The following is a 19,864-nucleotide window of genomic DNA, read 5'->3' as shown; positions in this document are numbered from 1 at the left end:
ATAAAATTAATTGCTGGTTTTAGCCAGTTTACGAAAGTCCTCGCGGACTTTCTATCTGTGATTTATTTGCTAACTTTAGTGCTTAAAACACGCAACTAATCTTATACAACAACGTTAGGCACAAGCAGAGTACAACAAAGAAAAAAACATAGAATAATGAATGGAAATGAAATAGCTGAAAATCAAGTTGACGAAGAAGTAATTGACGTTGATGAAAAAGATGAATCTCAAGCAATAGTAATTTATGACATATCAAGTTATGGTGCTGACTATGATGTTGAAGGTCTTGTAAAAAGATTAGACAGAGGAGATATTTTTATTCCTTCGTTTCAAAGAGACTATGTCTGGAATCAAGTAGAAGCCTCGAGATTAGTTGAATCTTTATTATTGGGACTTCCTGTTCCTGGAGTATTTTTAGCAAAAGATAATGACTCTAATAAACTATCTGTAATTGATGGACAACAAAGACTAAAATCATTACTGTTTTTCTACAAAGGTTTCTTTAATCCTAAAGAGAATGATACTCGTAAAAAAGTTTTTAGATTAAAAAATGTTCAACCTCAATTTGAGGGAAAAACCTACGAAGACCTTGAAGAAGAAGATAGAATCAATTTAGACGATTCAATAATTCATTCTACAATTATTAAACAAGAAACGCCTAACGATGATAACACTAGTATTTATCACGTATTTGAAAGGTTAAATACTGGTGGACGAAAATTAACACCACAAGAAATTCGCTCTGCAATATATATTGGAAAATTGAATGACTTAATAATTGAACTTAACGAACATCATTCTTGGAGAGAATTATTTGGAAAGAAAAATAATCGTTTAAAAGACCAAGAAATGATTTTAAGGTTTTTTGCATTTTATCACTTAGTAGAAAATTATACTAAACCATTAAAAGAGTTTTTAAACAAATTCAATGGAAAATACAGAAATCCAAAAGAGGAAGAAATCGAAAGATTATCTAATATTTTCAAGAAAACAACTGATGTTATTTTAGAACATTTTGGTAAAAACGCATTTAGACCTGACCGTGTTTTTAACGCTTCAGCTTTTGAGGTATTAATGGTTGGAATTGCAAAAAGAATTGATTCTCAAATTGATTTTTCTAAAGTTGCTTCAAATATTAGAGAACTATATGACAAACAAGAATATATAGATGCAATAACTAGAGCCACATCTGATGACAAAGTTGTTAAACAAAGACATTTAATGTTTGATCAATTTATAAATGACAATGTTTAACAACACTGAATTAGAAAGGCAATATATTAAACTTAATAATTTAATTGCTGAAACAAAAGAGAGATTTGAACCAGATGACGAAATGCAGTCGCATATGGCAAAATACTTATGCATCCTTTGTTCTGGATTTTTAGAAAATGCAATTAAATCTACGTTAACTGATTTTGCAAAAGATAAAACAGATAATGAAATGGTTTTGGCATATGTAAAATCACAATTACAAAGAATAAATAATCCAAATGCCAAAAAAATTAGAGAAACAGCGGAAATATTTAGTACTACTTGGAAAGAAAGACTAAACGTTTTTATGCAAGAAAATGATAAAGCTTCTGCAATAAATTATATTATTAAAGATAGACATAAAATTGCTCACGGAAAAGACTCTGAAATAACAATCAGAAGAATTGAAGAATACTTCTCAAAAGTTGTTGAAGTATTTGTATTTATAGAACAAGATATAATTGCCAGTGCCTAACAGTGTATAAAAAACATAGGGCAATTTCGGCTTTCCGAAAGGTCTATGTTTATTTACAAAGTCGCCAAATATAAAATTTGGCATTTTCAACAAAAAAGATAAAAGCAAAATATTATATTTGGCTTAGTACCAAACCGAAACGTATCGCTTATCACCTGCCCTACGTTTCTTATACTGAACGTTGGCATTCATTAACAGGAAAAATCAAAAAAAATAAAAATGTTTCGTCATTTACGAGCATAAATATGAATAAAGATAAAATAGCAATTATAATTGTTTTTATTATAATCGGTTTAATTTCTTTTAAGCATATAAAAGAACACAAAGAACTTTCGGAAAATCAATCATATACAGAAGGAAAGATTTCTGACTATTATTATATTGGAGCTAAAACGTATATAAAATATATTTTTTACGTAGATAGGAAAAAGTATACAGGAGAAGAAAGAGTTTATCCATTTAAGTGTGAAAATGGAATTTATGGTTGTGTTGGAAAAACAATTAAAGTTTTTTACTCATCTAAAAACCCAAATAATAATGAAATTGATCTAGGAGATTATAATAAATATAGACCAAATAAAATCAGATTTTTTAAGATAAACAATTAAATTTATTTAATACATAATTTGAATTAGTTTATGAAACGGAATTATTGAATTTCCTTCAAATCGTTTTACAATTAAAAAATGAAATTCTATCAAATCCTGAAAACTGTAAACAACAAATTAAATTCAAAAAAAACGAAATGCCAACACCGTACAAAATTAATTGCTTGCTTTTTGCTTACTTACGAAAATCCTCGCGGATTTTCTTTGTTAGTAATTATTTACTAAATTTAGTGCTTAAACATCGCAACTAATCTTGTACAAACACGTTACCTGCAATTAAAAACCAATCTATGATATCAAAAGAATTAGAAAACTATTGTAAAGAAAAAGAACAACAACTTGGAAAAGTAAATGATATACGAGTTGATAATTCTTTTCCAGGGACTACTGATTATTTTAGAACTAATGCTGACATAGACTATTCTCGTGTTTTATATTCATCATCTTGTAGACGTTTACAAGGAAAAATGCAGTTATTTGTACCTAAAAGTCAAGTGTTTTACAGAAATCGCTTAACTCACAGCCACGAAGTTGCGCAAATTTCAAAAACAGTTGCTAGAAAGTTAAAATTACAAGATACTTTAACTGTTCAGACTTGTTCACTAGCACATGATATTGGAAATCCACCTTTTGGTCATGCAGGAGAAATATTTCTCAGTAAAGTATGTAATAATAGTCCTTACGAAGGAAATGCTCAAACCTTTAGAATTTTAAATAGAATAGAAGAAAGACACCATGATTTTAATGGATTGAATCTCACTATTAGAACAATGTTAGGTACTGTTAAATACTTTAAACCTGAAACAGAAGAAACTACTAATGACAAATCTGAGGTTGTTAATAAAAAAAACAAAAAGTTTTTATATAACAAAGATTATAAACTTGTTGAGAGTTGGCTCTCTGATTATAAAATAGAACATAAAACCATTGATTGTGAAATCATGGACTTGTCAGATGAAATTTCTTATGCAATTCACGATTTAGAAGATGCTTTAAGCTTAAAATATTTCACAATTGATGAATTATTATATGAGTTTTCAATTCGAAGTGAATATAAAGAAGTCGTTATAGAATTTAAAAAATTCAATGTACTTGCAAGACAATTTGCTGAAAAAGCTCATATCTATAAATCGTCAGAAGAATACGCTATGCTTTATAGAAAAGAACTAACATCAATTTTAGCTAATGCTTTCGTTAGAGATATTGATTTAGTAGATGGGAAATTAGGCTATAAAAATTTAGGAAAGTTAGTTCATGGATTGAAAAAACTAACTTTTGAAGCTATAAAAAGACAACCCGACATAATTGAATATGAACAATTAGGAAAGCACGTACTGACAAAACTTTATGAATTATATACAGATAAAGATTACAATAGAGAAATGGTTTTACTTCCTGCTAATTATAGAAATGTTAATAAATGGGAAAGAAAAGTACAAGACTATATTGGAGGAATGATGGATGTATATGCTATCCAACAATATGAAAAGTATTTTGGAAAATTAGAAAATAAAGGAATCTACTTTAAATAAAAACTGCAGGTAACACCGTATATAATTTATTGCTAGTTCTAGCCTACTTACGAAAATCCTAGCGGATTTTCTATTCGGTTTTTATTTGTTAAATTAGGTGCTTAAACACGCAACAAACCATATACAAAAACGTTGTATGTAATTTCGTGCGAAACCAAAATTGGAAAATAAATGAACAACTCTCTAATAAAAAAATACTATGAAAGAAAATAATCTGAAAAAAATTTTAATTGTATGTTTATTTTTAAATAGTTCTCTATCATTTTCACAAAAAGACTATTCTATAAAAATTGACCTTTTAAAATCGATTTTTGGAGTGTATCAAATAGAAGGAGAATACTTTAAATCGGAAAAATTATCTTATGGTTTTGGATATACTTACATTGATATTTCTTTAATGGTAGTTGGAACACCTCCTGAAAGTAGCGAAGCAGAAAGAGGTCATTCTTTCTCTCCATTTATAAGATACTATACAAAAAGTAATTTGGAAAATTCATCTTTTTATCAAGCAAACTTGAGATACTCAAATATGGATTTTATTGGATATGTAGGAAATCCAAAAGAAAATATTTTAAGCATAGATTTCAATTATGGATATCAATTTAAAATAATAAATAACTTATTTTTCGAACCAAGTATTGGTTTAGGAGCTGGCTATGTAATTAGTGGAGACAAAGCAATAAAAGGAGATATTAAACCATATCCTATGCTGAATATGAATTTATCATTGAAAATATAAAACTACATACAACACCTTGTATAATTTATTGCTTGCAAATAGCTTACTTGCGAAAATCCTATCGGATTTTCTTGGTTAGTTAATATTTATTAGCTTTATTGCTTAACCCCGCAACAAACCATACAAAAACACGTTGTAAACAATGCTGAAAAAACTGCTACTATTCATATTAACACTTTCAATTTATAATTCTTATAGTCAAGAAATGGAGAATACTTATTTTACTTGGGACGATTTCGTAAACAATTTTGGAAAAGAAATGGTCTCAGCCGAAGACGTTTATGAGAATATGAAAAAAAGTGAATTAACTGATTTTGCATATACCAAACTCGATTTTCACTTTATATCTGACAAAAAAGAAAAACTTGAAAAACTGAATGAATATCTGAAAAGCAATTATGGATATTCATTTGAGAAATATACAACTTGGGAAGGTAGTTTTGAGTTAAGAGGAAAAACGGACTTATTCCCAATTACAAAGGACAATTTAATGTTTTGGGCTTTGGATATGGCAAAAAGAGGATATGAATTTGATTGCAAGTTCGATGCTTATGGAGCTGAAGTTGACAAAGAACCTATACTACCAGAATTTACAGAATCGAAAGAAGACTATTATTTCAACAAAGCAATAGATTTATATAATTCAAATAATTTGAGTGGAGCAATTGCGAATTGGACTATTGTGTTAGTAATTAATCCAAAAGAACCGAATTCATACTATTCAAGAGCGATTGTAAAAAATGAACTTTACACTTGGAAATCGGCAATAGCGGATTATGACAAGGCAATTGAAATAGCACCTGATTTTATTTCTGCAATCACAAATAGAGGAACTGTAAAAGATGAAAATGGAGATTATGAAGGAGCGCTTCAAGATTATGAAAAAGCATTGGAATTAGAACCTAATGACGCAATGACTTATTTTAATATTGGGAACACAAAATATAATCAAGAGAAAAAAACAGAGGCTTGCGTGAATTGGAAAAAAGCAAAGGAATTAGGAGCTGAATATGCTCAAGAACGAATTGAACAACATTGCGAATAAAAGAAAGCACAGTTTACAACACCGTATATAATTTATTGCTAGTTCTAGGCTACTTACGAAAATCCTCGCGGATTTTCTATTCGGTTTGTATTTGCTAAATTAGGTGCTTAAAACACGCAACAAACCATATACAACAACGTTAGGCAACATTTGAGAAAAATCGTGAATAAACCAATATTTTTAGTTTTAATAATTTTAATTTTTGCTTCTTGTAATGAGAAAAAAAAGATATTAAAATCCGAAATCGCAAAGCAAAACGATACGATTGTTGGAGTAAAAAACTACGACCGAAAAGGAAGATTAACTTTCAATAAAACAACACAAATTATTGAGAATTGGAATAATGATTTGATGTCTTGGATGACTGCCAAAATCTACTCAAATAATAGAATAATATTTAGATATTACGCACATTCAAACTTAACACTTAATAAAACTATTTATGATTACGATAAGGAAAACAATCTTCGTGAAAATTACACTTTAAGTGTTCCAAGACCTGAAAACAAAGAACGTAACCATTATAGAGAAATATATGGAATCAATAGTTCTGATTCTTTAAAAAAGTATATTGATTCACGATTAGTAATTTTAGATACTTTAAGAAAAACCGTTAACTCAAAAAGGAAAAAGGAAAAATTTTATCTAAACTATAAAGATAAAGACGGGAATTTGACAAAAGAATTTTGGACAATTATCGACAGTATTGAAATTTCAAAAACTATCGAAAAATATAATAACCAAAATCTTTTAATATCTGAATATAAAAGAACAAGATATAATGAAGGAATTAATAATTTTAAATATAATGAAAATGGTCAACTAATTGAAGAATTAGAAAAATATGACATTGAAAGTGATGGTTTTCAAAGAAAAGTGCATAATTACGATAATGACAAACTAATTAAAACATTTTTTTATCACGATAATGATTTAGCATTTACTTATGAATATTTATATAAAGATACTTTATTAATTCGTCAAATAAATAAACGAATAACCAACTCAAAAGCTTTTTCAAATAGAAAAAAAGAAGAAATAATTGATTATGAATATAGTTATTATGAATAAAAAACGTTGCCTAACACCGTATATAATTTATTGCTAGTTCTAGCCTACTTACGAAAATCCTCGCGGATTTTCTATTCGGTTTTTATTTGCTAACTTTAGTGCTTAAAACACGCAACAAACCATATACAACAACGTTGGCAACAATAAGCGAAATGAAAATACCGAAACTGATTTTACTTTTTATTATCGTCTTTTCTTGTAAAGAGAATAAAGAAAAAACCAAAGTTGAACTTCCTGTCGAAATAGAAAAAACGGAAGTTATCGCAACTGACTCTGACTCTATTTACGAAAGATATAAATTAGGACAAGTAGAATCTTATGATTGGAACTTGATTTCTGAACGTGCTGAAAAATACAACTCTGTTTCTGAACAATTTTCTACCAAAGACAATATACCAAAAGACTTTCTTGAGTTTTCAAAAAAGTTTATATCTGACATTTCCTTTCAAGAAAAACATATCGATTTTGACAATTTAGTGGCTGTGGACAATGGTTGCGACGAAACCTTTGTAATGAGCAGAAAAAATTGGGTTTTTGATGATTGGGATTTTATCAACTTTGTCGGAATTGATGATGAAATGGAAAATACATTTAACTTTTCTGATTCGATTTTTTATTTTGAATATGTAATCAAAGAAGTTGGAACCTTTAGAATTTTAGGTTTTGAAAAAAAAGATGGTCAATGGTATCTGACTTTATATCACGTGAACGATTGTTAAAATTACTGTTGCCAACACCGTGTATAATTAATTGCTGTATTATTCTCTACTTGCGAATATTCCTGCGGAATATTCACGGGTTCGTAAAAGTTTGCTAACTTAGCTGCTTAACCACGCAACTAACCATACACAATCACGTTGTGCGTAAGTAAAAAATGAACTCGAAAATAACATTAAAATACGGAATTGGAATTCTTATCCTTGAAATTATTCTTCTTGGATTATGGATTTATGAATTAAAACCTGACCCAAGTATATCAATTGGAATTGTTTTAATTATTCCTATACTTTTTGGAATAAATTTGATTTTAGGAATTATTTTTTACTTGTTGAAAAAACCTTTATCGAAAATATTTTTTGTTAATTCAATAGTTTGTCCGTTAATTTTCTACGCATTTTGGAATCTGTGGTTTATGAATTGGGCTGAAAGGAATTATGAGGAATACTCTTTTGGAATTGACAATCGAAAACTTGAAGTTAGTTTATCAAAAACTTCTGATTACTTTTCAATTTCTGACAACACAAATCAAAAAAATGGAACTACAACTGGACTCTATTTTGGAAAATATGAAAGAATTGGAGACAGTATAAAATTAACAGACGGAAAGTACAAAATGTTTATATTTGAAAATAAACTAATTGGATTTCCAAAAAGTCTGAATGAAATAAAATTGAAAAAAGCGGAATGAAAAATACCTACGCACAACACCGTATAAACTTTATTGCTGGTTTTTGCTCACTTGGGAAATTCCTTCGGAATTTCGCCGTTCGTGTTTTATTTAGTAAATTCACTGCTTAACCAACGCAACAAAGCTTATACAAGCACGTTACCCAACATTTATGAAAACAACGCAGGAAAAGAAAAGAGCAGCAGCATTTCAAAAATGTAAATTAAAGGCTATAAATGAAATTAGTATTTGTTTTCATCCTGAATGTAAAGAAAAATCTATAAACTCGCATATACTTCAGAAAAACGGAATTCTATCTACATTAATTAAAGATGGACACGTAATGCAAATGGGAATAGACCCTTTTAAAACTGAAATTCACTACTTTAATAGAATTGGAATTAAGAATGCGTTTTCATTTAATTGCTTTTGTAATTCACACGATACTGATTTATTCAAAGAAATTGAAACAAAAGAAATTGATTTTTCGAATTATAAACATTTAATTCTATTTACTTTAAGAACTATTTATAACGAAAAGTTCAGAAAACAAGTAAACGTTAGAATGCGCGAATTATTAATCGCTAAACATTCCAATTTATTTGACATTGATTTTTTGAATATTCAAAACGAAGGAGAAAATCTTGGACTATCAGATATCGAAAAAACAGAAAATCTTATTTGGAAAGATATTAATGAAGGTTCGGAAAGTTTTGTTTTCGAGACAAGAGAAATAAAACGAATTGAATTGTGTTTGACTGGATTTTATAATTATGAAACTACTAGAGAATTAGAAACTTACAGAAAGAAAAATGGAAAAGACAAAGAAGATGTTATAGATATTTTTATTAATGTTTTTCCATATAACGATAAAACAACAATAATATTAGGTTACAAAAAGACTCACGAATCGGATGTGAAAAGTTATGTAAATACACTCATTAAAGAAAGTGAAAAAAGATTTTTAAGGCAGTTAACTAACCTTTTAATGTTCAGATGTGAAACTTGGGTTATGTCGGAAAATTTATATAGAAAAAGAGTAAAAAAATGTGAATCATATTTTGGAATGGCAGCAAATTATTCGAATCAGAATAATAATGAAAGAAAGTTTTTTATCATAAATCTATTTGAAGATAATTTTTGCGAACAAATGAAACGATGGAAAAAAAACGTTGGGTAACACCGTATAAACTTTATTGCTAGTTATAGCTCACTTGGGAAATTCCTTCGGAATTTCGTCGTTCGTGTTTTATTTAGTAAATTCACTGCTTAAACCACGCAACAAAGCTTATACAACAACGTTGTAAGTAATTTGACCAAACCAACGAAAATAGAACTAAATTTAGGCAATCCGAAAAATGGATGGCTTCCGATTGAATTAAAATCGGCTGACTTTGAATTGGAATTTATCGCCTCAAATATACCTGAAATTCCGACTGACAAACTTTGTGAATCTCTGATTTTAACTATTAATGGAATTGAATCAGAAATATGTTGGAATTTGGAACCTGAATGTTATTTTTTCAAATTCAAACCAAGCGGAAAAGGAATCGATATTTTAATTTCAAAAAGTAGCGAAACATCTCAAAACGAAATTCTGGAATATAAACTGACTGGAAATTTTAAGTCTATAATTTTACCAATGTATCGAAGTTTAAAAAAGTTTAGTACATTAGAATTTGATAAAGATGATTGGAATAAAATTGACAAAATAAAACTGGATAAATTAACGAAATTAGTAACTACGAGAAAATATGAGTAAAGAAAAAAAATGTTTTGTAATTATGCCAATATCTGACCAAGATGGTTACGATAAAGGTCATTTTACTCGTGTTTATAATTACTTAATTATTCCAGCATGTAAAAAAGCAGGATTTGAACCTATTCGAGCAGATGATGAAATAAAAACAAATCACATTGTCATAGATATAATAAAAAAAATTCTTAATTCAGATATTGTGATTTGTGATTTAAGTTCTAAGAATCCAAACGTCATGTACGAATTAGGAATTCGACAAGCTTTCAATAAAAAAACTGTACTAATAAAAGATAACAAAACATCTAGAGTATTCGACATTCAAGGCCTAAGAACAATAGATTATGACGAAAATCTTAGAATAGATGACGTACAAGAAAAAATAAATAAAATATCAGATACGTTAATAGCGACTAATGAATCAAGCAACGATGAAGTCAATTCATTATTACAACTATTATCAATACAACCAGCTACCTATCCTGAGAATTACGAAATATCTAAAGAATCAAATTTAATTCTTGATGGTTTACAAGATTTATCCAAGCGCCTTTCTAAAATCGAAATGAATGGAAAGTTTAATAATAGTTTGTCTAAATTAAGGTATAATTTAAATGGAACTGAAATAGAATCTGGAGAGGATTTATTTGACAATACGAAAAACCATAAACATTTAGGAAAACTTGCTATGGTAGACAATGATGGAGTTTACTATCACAATTTAGATGGTAAAATGGAATATCTTTCAAAAGAATCAAAAGAATATAGAAATTTAACACCAATACCATTTTAAAAAAACTACTTACAACAACGTGTATAATTCATTGCTTGGTCTGTGTGTAATTGGAAAATCCTAGCGGATTTTCTGTTCGGTTTTTATTTGCTAAATTACAGGCTTAAACAACGCAACAACTCATACACAGAGACGTTGGCAATAATTTGAATTAGCCGAGGGAAACTATCATAAAGACTAAATTAAAAAAAAGACAAATACGCCAAACTAGATTATCCATAATTGAAAAACCAAGGATTTAAACTTATAACTTTTAAAGCTAAATAATATAATTTTTTTAATAAATAATTTAAAATGACACATCAAGAAGAATACAGAATCAACACATTTAAAAAGAATATTGAAAACGGAAAAAGAATTTTCAATCAGTTACTTAATTATTTTCATAAAGAAGAAGTTCTAAACACAGAAGATATTGCTTATTATAAAGATGAAATAATAATTAAACTGATTTATTTAAATAGGCCATATTTACTAGAACTTACTTATAATGAAAATTTAAAATTAGGTCAGGTATTAGTTTATGAAACTGAAACCGGAACACATTTTTTACCAGAACCCAAATTTAAATTAAAAGCAACAAGCGAAATTTACTTTGACGAGCCAGGTAATATTTTTATTGGTAATAGTACTTCGGCTGTTCCTGTACCTAGTAAAGCAGCTGAATTAATAATTCTTGAAGTTTGTAAATAACATCAATTTTCTAACTCGGTCTACTGAATTGAATACTTGTATATGATATTAGAAAAGAATGAAACTTAAACTATTGCCAACACCGTATATAATTTATTGCTAGCTTCTCGCCTACTTACGAAAGTCCTCGCGGACTTTCTTTGTCCGTAATTATTTACTAAATTAGTTGCTTGAAACACGCAACAAACCATATACAACAACGTTGTGCAACATTGGCAAAAAACTCTGAGCTGAATGAAAATATTTCCTAATAAAGATTATTCTATCGAATTAAATAAAGATAGTTTATCGGCTATTACAGATTTGAAAAATCAAACTTTATCTAAAGATCAATTTGTTGTTAATTGGAATAATCAATCATTTATAGGAAAAGTTGAAAAGAATAAATTTGAATTAAAAATTTCAAAAAAAATAATCGGAGAATTTTGCGTTATAAAAGGAAAATTAGAAAACCAAAAAGGAACGTTGGAAATTCGGACTGGAAAAATTATTAAAATTATTTTTGTAGCGATCGTTTTGTTTGCTTTTTTGGGAATAATTACAGCGATAATCAAAACTGAATGGGAATTAATATTTAACCTTGCAATGACAATTTTAGTTATGAGATTTATTTTTCTCGAATTAGGATTTAAACTTGCCTCAAAAAACGGAATCAATAAATTGAGTGAAATAATTGAAATAATTGAAATAATTGAAATAAAAAAAATGACTAAAAAATAACATAATTAAAACAAAAAAATGAATTTTAAATACTCAATTTGTCATCCAGAAAAAGAAGATATTGAATACATAAATAGTCCAATTTCGGAAAAAGAAGTTTTGGAGATTGCCGAGAATTATCCTTGGATTGAAAAATTAAAATTTTCTGATACTTTAAAGCAAGAGAATGTACAATATAGTCCATCATTAGATTTCACCAATATTGAGAATAAAAAGAGTTTTTGTTTAACAGCTGGTTATGATAAAAATGGAAAATTAGAGTTTTCATTGTGGTATAGCAGGCCAAAAAAGGTTAAAGTCCTATTTGGTCTATTAGGAGAAAAAGAAAAAATGGTTGTCGATGATTTTTGGTCATTAAATTTTGAAAATTCATTGAAATATTTAGAACATTTTGTGAATGGAAATTACTCAACAATTGAAAAATTATATAGAGAATAACGTTGCACAACACCGTATAAACTTTATTGCTGTTTTTAGCTCACTTGGGAAATTCCTTCGGAATTTCGCCGTTCGTGTTTTATTTAGTAAATTCACTGCTTAACCAACGCAACAAAGCTTATACAACAACGTTAGGGCACATATAAAATCGAAATTTGAACTTAAAAATTGAATGAAAAAAATAGACTTCAAAAAAGATAAAATTTCAATTCAAAATATAGGAAAACAACGATTTTGGTTTGGAATTATCTCTGGTTTTATATCTGCAATAACAATTTCTTTAATTATTAATAAGACAAGAGAACTTATTAGATATTTAACAAGTATATCAGAAGACTTATTAACTTTTGAGAATAAAGAATTAACCTTCTTCAATTATTTTTTTGTTTCCCTTTCTACAGTTTTAGGCCTTTCTATTACTATTTGGGTTTGGATGGGAGGTTCAATAAATAAAAGGAAAAAACATAAACTTTACAAACAACAAGTTAGAACTAATACTCAACTAATTTTTTGGTTAGTTTTATTTCTAATAGCTCAATTGGGTTGCCTTTTTTTATTTTTAATTTTGGCGAAAAACTCAACTAATTATGGTCATTCTATAAACTTATACGAAGACCATTCGATTTTGTTCATTCTTATTCCAATTGTGATTTTTGCCCAAAATTGGTTTTTAGTTAGACTTATTTATAAAACAGGAAAGTGGATATTTATTTCAGTATTTGTTTCAGTCATAACAACTCTAATTTTATATAAAACAACTACAGTTGACCAAAATAAACTAAATGATATGTATTTCACACGATATGAAAAAGAATATAATTATGTTGAATTAGAAAAGTCTAAAGCCAAAAAAAAATATGGAGTTAAATACAATAAAACGACAATAGAAATACTCAAACAATGGCGAACTCAAAGCGCAAGAAAACAAGTTAGAGATATTAAAGAAATATTTTCAAAAGAAGGGAAATTATCAATTGATACTATCATCCTTCAAAAAATTATTATTCATAATCATAAAATATATAGTTCATATAGATACCATTCTAAATCACGTCCACTTAATAATTGGCAATATGCTTTACCTGAAAATATTTTAAAACAAATTATGTACTTTGAGTGTGATTCTAACGAAACAAAAGAATTATTTGAAACTCTAAAGGAAGAAATAATTTTAGTTAATAAATCAAAAATTGAATTAAATAATTATGAAATATATGAGCGAATAAATAATTTGGAACCAAAAGTTAACATTGAACTTGTAAAACAATTAATTAGAGTAAGTGATAGTTTAAAAAGCTTAAAAAAATATTCTGAATTGAATAAACTATTGCCTGAAATAAAAAACGTGCCCTAACACCGTGTATAATTTATTGCTTACTAAGTTTTTCTTGCGAAAAACCTCGCTCGCATAAAAGTCTGTAATTATTGGTTATTTTTAGCTAAATTTACGCAACAAATCATACACAACAACGTTGGCAAACATTAAAACAGAGAATAATGAAAAAATTTATGGTTGTTGAAAAATTCAAACCTAATTGCCTTGAGAAAAATAATGAATTATGGAATAAGAAAGGAAGAATGCTTCCTGAGGGTCTTTACTATTTAAATTCTTGGGTTAATAAAGAACAGAGTATTTGTTTCCAACTTATGGAAACAAATAAACCTGAATTATTTGATGAATGGACGAATAATTGGAAAGAATATACAGATTTTGAAATCTTCCCAATAGATTAAGTGCCTTTACAAAATGATTGAAATTAACAAAGCTAATAACACGTCTGAATTTAAAATCATTGAAAAATTAGCAAAAGAGATTTTGCACGAAGTTTATGACCCAATAATTCCTGCTGAACATACCGATTATTTTTTGACAGAATTCCAATCGGAAAATGCAATTGGAAAACAAATTAAAAATGAGAATTTTAGTTATTTTCTCTTAAATTTTGATACTAAAAATGTTGGATATTTAGGAATTCAAAAACTGAATAAAAAACTAATTTTGAGCAAACTCTATATTTTAAAATCGTTTCGTGGGTTGAAAATCGGAAAAACAGCGTTGGAATATGTTAACGGATTTGCGACGGATAACGGAATTGAAAAAATTGAGCTAATTGTTAACCAACATAACCAGAATACGATTGACATTTATCTGAAAAATGGATTTATAATAGTGGAATCGCTTATTAACTCGTTCCCGAATGGACATTCTGTAGAGGATTATAAAATGGAAAAAATATTGATTGCGGAATAAAAACGATTTGCCAACACCGTGTATAATTAATTGCTTTGGTCGTTGCTTATTTGGAAAATTCCTTCGGAATTTTCTCGCGTTCGTTTTTGTTTACTAAATTAGTTGCTTAAACACGCAACTAACCATACACAACAACGTTACCTGTAATTAAAAAAAATGAAAATCCCGAAAATATACTTACTAGTATTTATTTTAATATTTCTTTCTTGTAAGGAAAATGTTGAAAAAGCTTTGAAACCTGACTTTAAAGTTGTTGAATTGAATTACAATTTTGACAATTATATAAATAATATTAGGAATAAATCTGAACCATTTATTATTAAGGAAAGGAATATTGTTGAAATTAACGTAAATCAAAATGGAGAAGTTAAAATTGAAGGAGAAATAGTAAATGACACTTTGATAGTTAAAAAACTGAAGGAATACTTATCCCCGAATTCAGAAAATGAGGAAATGCCAACCACTATCAAAAAGGAATTTACTTATTCTGGAAAAATTCTTATGAATAAATACGTTATTATTTCAGCTTCGTATCACCAAGAACTGAATTATAAAAAGTACAGTAAAATTAGGAACAAAATCTATACAGCTTATAACGAAACGAAAAATGAATTTGCAATTGAAAAATTTGGAAAAAATCTAAATGAATTAATGAAATCGAATGAAAAAAATGACAATCTAAAGTGGAATGAATTAACTGAAATAATTCCCGTTAATTATACAGAAGTTATAGAGGAATAAAAAAACTACAGGTAACACCGTATAAACTTTATTGCTAGTTTTGGCTCACTTGGGAAATTCCTTCGGAATTTCGCCGTTCGTGTTTTATTTACTAAATTCACTGCTTAAACAACGCAACAAAGCTTATACAACAACGTTGTGTGCAATTTGAGAAAAACATTATGCAAAAATTAATATTTCTACTTTTTATTGGAATTTTGAGCTGTAATTCTCAAAAGAAAGAACAAAAAAATAATGTTCAGCCTGAACAAAATAAATCAGAAATCGTAGTAAAAATTTCGGGAAAAGAAATCGTATCCGAATTAGATAAACTTGAGTTTTTCAATCTAACTGACGAATCGGAATTAGAAACCGTTAAGCAAGAATTTGCGGAATCTAAAGACAAATGGAATTTCTTTTCTAGTACAATGCGTTGAGAAACAACAGATTATACTGACAACCGATTTTTTGCTGTCGATTGCGAAACATTGTTTGAAACGGATGGATTAACTGAATATTTGGATAAAGTCAAATCATCGTTCGAAAAATTAGGATTAAAACTTGATTATGCGAATGTAAAAAGTGAGCAGACAGATAATTATTGGAAACATACGATTGAATTAAACGGAACTGAATACGTTGCATTCGATGGACAATTTACTGACTATGATTGGGGAATTGCATATCTGAACTTTATAAAAATGCTTAATTCGGAATTGAAAAATCAGAACAGCGAAAACAGATTTTATCCAATAAAGTGTGATAATGATGGAGAAATGGTTTTGCTAACATTTAAGCAGTTTGATTTTGCTAAAAAGCATTTCCCTAACGACAACGAACATCCGAAAAAATTATCGGAATGGAAAAATATAAACGGACTATAAAAACTGCACACAACAAAGTATATAATTTATTGCTAGTTCTAACCTACTTACGAAAATTCTCGCGAATTTTCTATTCGTTTTTTATTTGCTAAATTAGGTGCTTAATCACGCAACAAACCATATACAAACACGTTGGGTTTAATTAACAAATCCAAGTAAAAAAGAGCTAAAAAGAAAAGGAATCAGAATGAATTTACAATATTATTCATACAAAGAAGATAAAGTTTATGAATATAATTCAGATGTTATTTCAAAAATATTAGAGAAAAAAAATAGTTTTGATTTAACTTCAAAATTTGAATTATCAATAAGCAAAGAAACTTCTACTCTACATATTTATAAAATTGAGAATAATTACCATTTAAATTTTATAAAATTTAATGAAAAATCTCAAGAAAGAACTGGAATTAATATTCAAAAATTCGAAGTACTCAATAAATTTATTGATAATTATATAAATGAATTAGATTATAAAGTCACAAAAAAATCTATTGAAAAATATAGCGAATTAAAAAAGGAAGAAGAAAAGAAGAATTTTAATAAGTGGAAAGTTGAGTATGAGAAAAAAAAGGAAAGAGAAAAATTTGATTTTTTAAAACCTATCTTAATAACATTTGGAATTGTTTTTATTTTTGGAACATCTTTCTACTATTGGAATTCTGAAGAATATAAATTTATTTTTAGTGAAACAAAATTTGTAAAAGCCAAAATAGTTGAAACAAAAATGGTTCACGCTGGAAGTGGTTACTACTATCAGAAACTAACTTTTGAATATAAATTTCAAAACGAAATATTTAAAGGTGAAAAAACAATTGGAAAAAGAGTTGGAAGAAGGCAAATTGGTGATTTAATTAAACTGAAAATATCAACAAAAAACCCTGAAAGAAATAAAGTAATAGCTTATTACAGTAACTAAACCCAACACAGTATAAACTTTATTGCTATTTTGGGCTCACTTGGGAAATTCCTTCGAAATTTCGTCGTTCGTGTTTTATTTAGTAAATTCATTGCCAAAACAACGCAACAAAGCTTATACATCCACGTTAGCTACAATTTAAGATGGAAAAGAATAACGTACTACAATTGAAACTGAAAAGATTGAAAATTAAACATTTTGAACAAAATGGAAGAATCGTAATTGGAAAACCTAAACTGGACTTAGTCAACTTTTTTGGTTTAATTATTTTTCCACTTGTAACAGGAATTACTCTATTAATTTTGTTTGGTGGGAATATTATTGAATTTGAAATTGGAAGAGGAAAAATTATAGCTACTCTTATATTTTTGTTTGGAACTGCAATTTTCAATTTTACTAGAATGGGTTCAAAATGGGGAAATAACTCAAGCACAAAAACTCTGGTGAATAATTCAATAAAAATTAAAGATGAAAATTTGGAAATAACTTTTAACTCTGAAAATGTGAAGGAATTAAAACCTGAAATAACAGAAATAAAAGAAGACTTTTATGAAGGAACCTTAAATTTGATTGACTTGAATGACCAAAAACATATAATTTTAGGATTTGATGATGAAAATGAGCAATACCTTTTGAATGATTTGAATTGGTTTGTAGATTTTTTTTCAAAATACCTGAAAATAAAACAGTAGCTAACACCGTATATAATTTATTGCTGGCGTTTTGTCTATTTACGAAAGTCCTCGCGGACTTTCTATCTGTGATTTATTTGCTAACTTTAGTGCTTAAAACACGCAACTAATCTTATACAACAACGTTGTGTGTAATGCAAAAAACCAACGAACTACGATAAAATATGAACCAAGAAATCAAAGACGAAGCAATTGAACAACTTGAAAAGGATATACTTTTTGGGTTTGAAAATGGAGATGATTTACTTGAAAGTATAAGTGAAATGTTTTATGACGAAAGTGATTTCGATGAAAAATGGTTAAAACAAGAAATCGACATCAGATTAAAAAAACATCAAGCTGAAAGTCTAAAATGGGAAAAACCAACCGATTTTGATAGATTGGTAAAATCCTTTGACGAACTGAATAAAAATAAAATCGTTTCTCTTCACAGAGCTGGTTATACGAAAAGTGACGGAGAAGAAGATTGTTCTGAAATTATTGCCGAACTTAAAGAAATCGGAATTAGTGCTAAAGGATATTGTTATTATCATACACAGGATTTAGAAAGAGCAATTGCGGAAGAAAAGATGCTTTTTATAGGTTTTGACAGTTATAATCGTGATGATGAACTTGCAAAAGAAGTTGCCGAAAAAATTATTAGTGTTTTAACTGATAATGGATTTAAAACTAAATGGAATGGTTCGATTGACACTCGAATTGAAATTCTAAACATCAATTGGAAAAAAACAGTTGATAATATTGATTACAATTATGGTCGAGTATTTGAGATTATCGAAAAGTACCATAAACCAGAAAAAGATAATATTGAGGATAAGAGTAAAAAACCATTTTGGAAAATATGGTAGTAAAAAAGCACTACACACAACACCGTATAAAAATAATTACGGCTTAGTGCTTAATCAAAGGTCGTTGCGTGTTTGTAACGTCTGATTTTCCTTCGGAAAATCCTCGCATACAAACCCGCAACTATTCTTATACATAAACGTTGGCAACAATTTAAAAAACAACCTTGGAAATAAAAGCTACAGATATTTATGTTTCAAAATCAACTGAACAAATTGATGTTTTCAGAAGAAGTGACTTAAAATATTCTGGAATTTTAAAATCCTCAAATTCTTCAGAAATTGGAAAAGTTGTTCATTCCGGACTTTATAACCGAGAATATGACGGAATAAAATGGGAATCCTCAAATAACCACAAAAAGGTTCGAGAGGAGGATTGGGAATATGTTGTTGTGGTAATTGAAACGGAAAACAAAACATACGTTTCTACACCTTATTGGGATTATGAAAAAGCACCCGAGATTTCTATTATGGACACAACGGATTTTGAAGAAATTGGAAATGCAGTAATCAAAACATTTGAATATTGTAAAAGAGCAATAATAGAAAATAAGAAATGAAGAAAGAGCATAAAGAAATAATTGATTTGATTTCTAGCTATTTAGAATATGACCCAGAATTAAGATTTGGACAAGCGCTATTTAATCTCAAAATAAATGAATTTCAAAAGTCTACTGACCCAAGAAATCCAAATTACAATTTAAGAGATATCCATAATGACAACGATGCTGATATTCTTAAGCGTATAAAAAATCAACTTGAATGGTTTGACTTACAAAGAAGAGTAATGAAAGGAACATCAAAAGTTGTCGGAATTGAAGGAATGACTGTAAACGAGAGATTATTTGCGACTGACTTAATGGAGTTATTTGACAAAATGAAAAAAACGAATAAGGAATATGCTCAATACATTCTAAAATCATTAAAAGTGGATAGAGAATCAATTGAAAAAATCCTGAAATAAAAAACTGTTGCCAACAAAGAACTGAGTTAAAAAACAAATAAATTCTTCATTAAATTTAGGCAATAGTTTTCTGGCATTGTT

Annotated in this window: 26 protein-coding genes; all 26 read left to right on the top strand. The window is 28.1% G+C overall.

Annotated elements, in window-relative coordinates; genetic code table 11:
• The first annotated feature begins 156 nt into the window (after positions 1-156).
• The 26 genes from ACJJVK_RS14410 to ACJJVK_RS14285 all read left to right on the top strand — a co-directional run bounded on the left by ACJJVK_RS14410 (position 157) and on the right by ACJJVK_RS14285 (position 19,783).
• Positions 157-1,254, top strand: coding sequence for a DUF262 domain-containing protein (locus ACJJVK_RS14410; protein WP_405567161.1), 1,098 nt, complete (start codon positions 157-159; stop codon positions 1,252-1,254).
• Positions 1,247-1,729 (top strand): HEPN domain-containing protein, encoded by a 483-nt coding sequence (locus ACJJVK_RS14405; protein WP_405567159.1) that lies wholly within the window; start codon positions 1,247-1,249, stop codon positions 1,727-1,729. Before ACJJVK_RS14410 ends, ACJJVK_RS14405 begins: the two co-directional genes overlap by 8 nt.
• 245 nt (positions 1,730-1,974) lie before the next feature.
• Positions 1,975-2,337: a hypothetical protein gene (locus ACJJVK_RS14400; protein WP_405567156.1), complete on the top strand. Its 363-nt coding sequence runs from the start codon at positions 1,975-1,977 to the stop codon at positions 2,335-2,337.
• Positions 2,338-2,627: 290 nt separating this feature from the next.
• Complete coding sequence (gene dgt / locus ACJJVK_RS14395) at positions 2,628-3,869, top strand: dGTP triphosphohydrolase (RefSeq protein ID WP_405567153.1); 1,242 nt, start codon at positions 2,628-2,630, stop codon at positions 3,867-3,869.
• A 199-nt stretch (positions 3,870-4,068) separates the two neighbouring features.
• On the top strand, positions 4,069-4,608 hold the full coding sequence (locus ACJJVK_RS14390; RefSeq protein ID WP_405567150.1) for a DUF3575 domain-containing protein: 540 nt from the start codon (positions 4,069-4,071) through the stop codon (positions 4,606-4,608).
• Between the two features lie 142 nt (positions 4,609-4,750).
• Positions 4,751-5,653 carry a tetratricopeptide repeat protein gene (locus ACJJVK_RS14385; RefSeq protein WP_405567147.1) on the top strand — a complete coding sequence of 301 codons (903 nt, stop codon included), beginning with the start codon at positions 4,751-4,753 and terminating at the stop codon, positions 5,651-5,653.
• A gap of 162 nt (positions 5,654-5,815) precedes the next feature.
• A complete protein-coding gene (locus ACJJVK_RS14380; protein ID WP_405567145.1) occupies positions 5,816-6,724 on the top strand; it encodes a hypothetical protein in 909 nt (302 codons plus the stop codon).
• A 152-nt stretch (positions 6,725-6,876) separates the two neighbouring features.
• A complete protein-coding gene (locus ACJJVK_RS14375; protein ID WP_405567143.1) occupies positions 6,877-7,443 on the top strand; it encodes a hypothetical protein in 567 nt (188 codons plus the stop codon).
• 155 nt (positions 7,444-7,598) lie between these two features.
• The gene (locus tag ACJJVK_RS14370; protein WP_405567140.1) at positions 7,599-8,132 is read left to right on the top strand and encodes a hypothetical protein; all 534 of its coding nucleotides are present in this window, start codon (positions 7,599-7,601) and stop codon (positions 8,130-8,132) included.
• A 151-nt stretch (positions 8,133-8,283) separates the two neighbouring features.
• Positions 8,284-9,291 (top strand): hypothetical protein, encoded by a 1,008-nt coding sequence (locus ACJJVK_RS14365; protein WP_405567138.1) that lies wholly within the window; start codon positions 8,284-8,286, stop codon positions 9,289-9,291.
• A 132-nt stretch (positions 9,292-9,423) separates the two neighbouring features.
• Positions 9,424-9,873: a hypothetical protein gene (locus ACJJVK_RS14360; protein ID WP_405567135.1), complete on the top strand. Its 450-nt coding sequence runs from the start codon at positions 9,424-9,426 to the stop codon at positions 9,871-9,873.
• The gene (locus ACJJVK_RS14355; protein ID WP_405567133.1) at positions 9,866-10,660 is read left to right on the top strand and encodes a hypothetical protein; all 795 of its coding nucleotides are present in this window, start codon (positions 9,866-9,868) and stop codon (positions 10,658-10,660) included. Before ACJJVK_RS14360 ends, ACJJVK_RS14355 begins: the two co-directional genes overlap by 8 nt.
• A 294-nt stretch (positions 10,661-10,954) precedes the next feature.
• Entirely contained in the window at positions 10,955-11,353 is a 399-nt protein-coding gene (locus ACJJVK_RS14350; RefSeq protein WP_405567131.1) for a hypothetical protein, read from the top strand.
• Between the two features lie 234 nt (positions 11,354-11,587).
• Complete coding sequence (locus ACJJVK_RS14345; RefSeq protein WP_405567129.1) at positions 11,588-12,073, top strand: hypothetical protein; 486 nt, start codon at positions 11,588-11,590, stop codon at positions 12,071-12,073.
• Positions 12,074-12,091: 18 nt separating this feature from the next.
• Positions 12,092-12,511, top strand: coding sequence for a hypothetical protein (locus ACJJVK_RS14340; protein WP_405567126.1), 420 nt, complete (start codon positions 12,092-12,094; stop codon positions 12,509-12,511).
• Between the two features lie 172 nt (positions 12,512-12,683).
• A complete protein-coding gene (locus ACJJVK_RS14335) occupies positions 12,684-13,865 on the top strand; it encodes a hypothetical protein (protein WP_405567124.1) in 1,182 nt (393 codons plus the stop codon).
• 143 nt (positions 13,866-14,008) lie between these two features.
• Positions 14,009-14,245 (top strand): DUF3303 domain-containing protein, encoded by a 237-nt coding sequence (locus ACJJVK_RS14330; RefSeq protein ID WP_405567122.1) that lies wholly within the window; start codon positions 14,009-14,011, stop codon positions 14,243-14,245.
• 13 nt (positions 14,246-14,258) lie between these two features.
• Positions 14,259-14,762, top strand: a complete 504-nt coding sequence (locus ACJJVK_RS14325; protein WP_405567119.1) for a GNAT family N-acetyltransferase — start codon at positions 14,259-14,261, stop codon at positions 14,760-14,762.
• Between the two features lie 156 nt (positions 14,763-14,918).
• Positions 14,919-15,503 (top strand): hypothetical protein, encoded by a 585-nt coding sequence (locus tag ACJJVK_RS14320; RefSeq protein WP_405567117.1) that lies wholly within the window; start codon positions 14,919-14,921, stop codon positions 15,501-15,503.
• A gap of 161 nt (positions 15,504-15,664) precedes the next feature.
• Positions 15,665-15,919 carry a hypothetical protein gene (locus ACJJVK_RS14315; protein ID WP_405567114.1) on the top strand — a complete coding sequence of 85 codons (255 nt, stop codon included), beginning with the start codon at positions 15,665-15,667 and terminating at the stop codon, positions 15,917-15,919.
• 51 nt (positions 15,920-15,970) lie between these two features.
• Entirely contained in the window at positions 15,971-16,366 is a 396-nt protein-coding gene (locus ACJJVK_RS14310; protein ID WP_405567112.1) for a hypothetical protein, read from the top strand.
• Positions 16,367-16,553: 187 nt separating this feature from the next.
• Entirely contained in the window at positions 16,554-17,282 is a 729-nt protein-coding gene (locus tag ACJJVK_RS14305; protein WP_405567109.1) for a hypothetical protein, read from the top strand.
• Positions 17,283-17,449: 167 nt separating this feature from the next.
• On the top strand, positions 17,450-17,974 hold the full coding sequence (locus ACJJVK_RS14300; protein WP_405567106.1) for a hypothetical protein: 525 nt from the start codon (positions 17,450-17,452) through the stop codon (positions 17,972-17,974).
• A 164-nt stretch (positions 17,975-18,138) separates the two neighbouring features.
• Positions 18,139-18,822 carry a DUF6891 domain-containing protein gene (locus ACJJVK_RS14295; RefSeq protein ID WP_405567103.1) on the top strand — a complete coding sequence of 228 codons (684 nt, stop codon included), beginning with the start codon at positions 18,139-18,141 and terminating at the stop codon, positions 18,820-18,822.
• A 164-nt stretch (positions 18,823-18,986) separates the two neighbouring features.
• Entirely contained in the window at positions 18,987-19,379 is a 393-nt protein-coding gene (locus tag ACJJVK_RS14290; protein WP_405567100.1) for a hypothetical protein, read from the top strand.
• A complete protein-coding gene (locus tag ACJJVK_RS14285; protein WP_405567097.1) occupies positions 19,376-19,783 on the top strand; it encodes a hypothetical protein in 408 nt (135 codons plus the stop codon). Before ACJJVK_RS14290 ends, ACJJVK_RS14285 begins: the two co-directional genes overlap by 4 nt.
• Positions 19,784-19,864: the final 81 nt, after the last annotated feature.

The sequence above is a fragment of the Polaribacter sp. Asnod6-C07 genome (genome assembly GCF_045063625.1).
Taxonomy (GTDB): Bacteria; Bacteroidota; Bacteroidia; order Flavobacteriales; family Flavobacteriaceae; genus Polaribacter; species Polaribacter vadi_A.
Note: the sequence above shows the minus strand (reverse complement) of the source record. Positions and strands in the feature narration are given on the sequence as shown.

Coding starts and splice junctions, on each gene's coding strand:
- ACJJVK_RS14355 (WP_405567133.1), top strand. CDS start 9,866: ATGAGTAAAGAAAAAAAATGTTTTGTAATTATGCCAATATCTGACCAA.
- ACJJVK_RS14345 (WP_405567129.1), top strand. CDS start 11,588: ATGAAAATATTTCCTAATAAAGATTATTCTATCGAATTAAATAAAGAT.
- ACJJVK_RS14390 (WP_405567150.1), top strand. CDS start 4,069: ATGAAAGAAAATAATCTGAAAAAAATTTTAATTGTATGTTTATTTTTA.
- ACJJVK_RS14285 (WP_405567097.1), top strand. CDS start 19,376: ATGAAGAAAGAGCATAAAGAAATAATTGATTTGATTTCTAGCTATTTA.
- ACJJVK_RS14375 (WP_405567143.1), top strand. CDS start 6,877: ATGAAAATACCGAAACTGATTTTACTTTTTATTATCGTCTTTTCTTGT.
- ACJJVK_RS14335 (WP_405567124.1), top strand. CDS start 12,684: ATGAAAAAAATAGACTTCAAAAAAGATAAAATTTCAATTCAAAATATA.
- ACJJVK_RS14350 (WP_405567131.1), top strand. CDS start 10,955: ATGACACATCAAGAAGAATACAGAATCAACACATTTAAAAAGAATATT.
- ACJJVK_RS14315 (WP_405567114.1), top strand. CDS start 15,665: ATGCAAAAATTAATATTTCTACTTTTTATTGGAATTTTGAGCTGTAAT.
- ACJJVK_RS14405 (WP_405567159.1), top strand. CDS start 1,247: ATGTTTAACAACACTGAATTAGAAAGGCAATATATTAAACTTAATAAT.
- ACJJVK_RS14410 (WP_405567161.1), top strand. CDS start 157: ATGAATGGAAATGAAATAGCTGAAAATCAAGTTGACGAAGAAGTAATT.
- ACJJVK_RS14385 (WP_405567147.1), top strand. CDS start 4,751: ATGCTGAAAAAACTGCTACTATTCATATTAACACTTTCAATTTATAAT.
- ACJJVK_RS14325 (WP_405567119.1), top strand. CDS start 14,259: ATGATTGAAATTAACAAAGCTAATAACACGTCTGAATTTAAAATCATT.
- ACJJVK_RS14400 (WP_405567156.1), top strand. CDS start 1,975: ATGAATAAAGATAAAATAGCAATTATAATTGTTTTTATTATAATCGGT.
- ACJJVK_RS14365 (WP_405567138.1), top strand. CDS start 8,284: ATGAAAACAACGCAGGAAAAGAAAAGAGCAGCAGCATTTCAAAAATGT.
- ACJJVK_RS14295 (WP_405567103.1), top strand. CDS start 18,139: ATGAACCAAGAAATCAAAGACGAAGCAATTGAACAACTTGAAAAGGAT.
- ACJJVK_RS14305 (WP_405567109.1), top strand. CDS start 16,554: ATGAATTTACAATATTATTCATACAAAGAAGATAAAGTTTATGAATAT.
- ACJJVK_RS14330 (WP_405567122.1), top strand. CDS start 14,009: ATGAAAAAATTTATGGTTGTTGAAAAATTCAAACCTAATTGCCTTGAG.
- dgt (WP_405567153.1), top strand. CDS start 2,628: ATGATATCAAAAGAATTAGAAAACTATTGTAAAGAAAAAGAACAACAA.
- ACJJVK_RS14320 (WP_405567117.1), top strand. CDS start 14,919: ATGAAAATCCCGAAAATATACTTACTAGTATTTATTTTAATATTTCTT.
- ACJJVK_RS14370 (WP_405567140.1), top strand. CDS start 7,599: ATGAACTCGAAAATAACATTAAAATACGGAATTGGAATTCTTATCCTT.
- ACJJVK_RS14340 (WP_405567126.1), top strand. CDS start 12,092: ATGAATTTTAAATACTCAATTTGTCATCCAGAAAAAGAAGATATTGAA.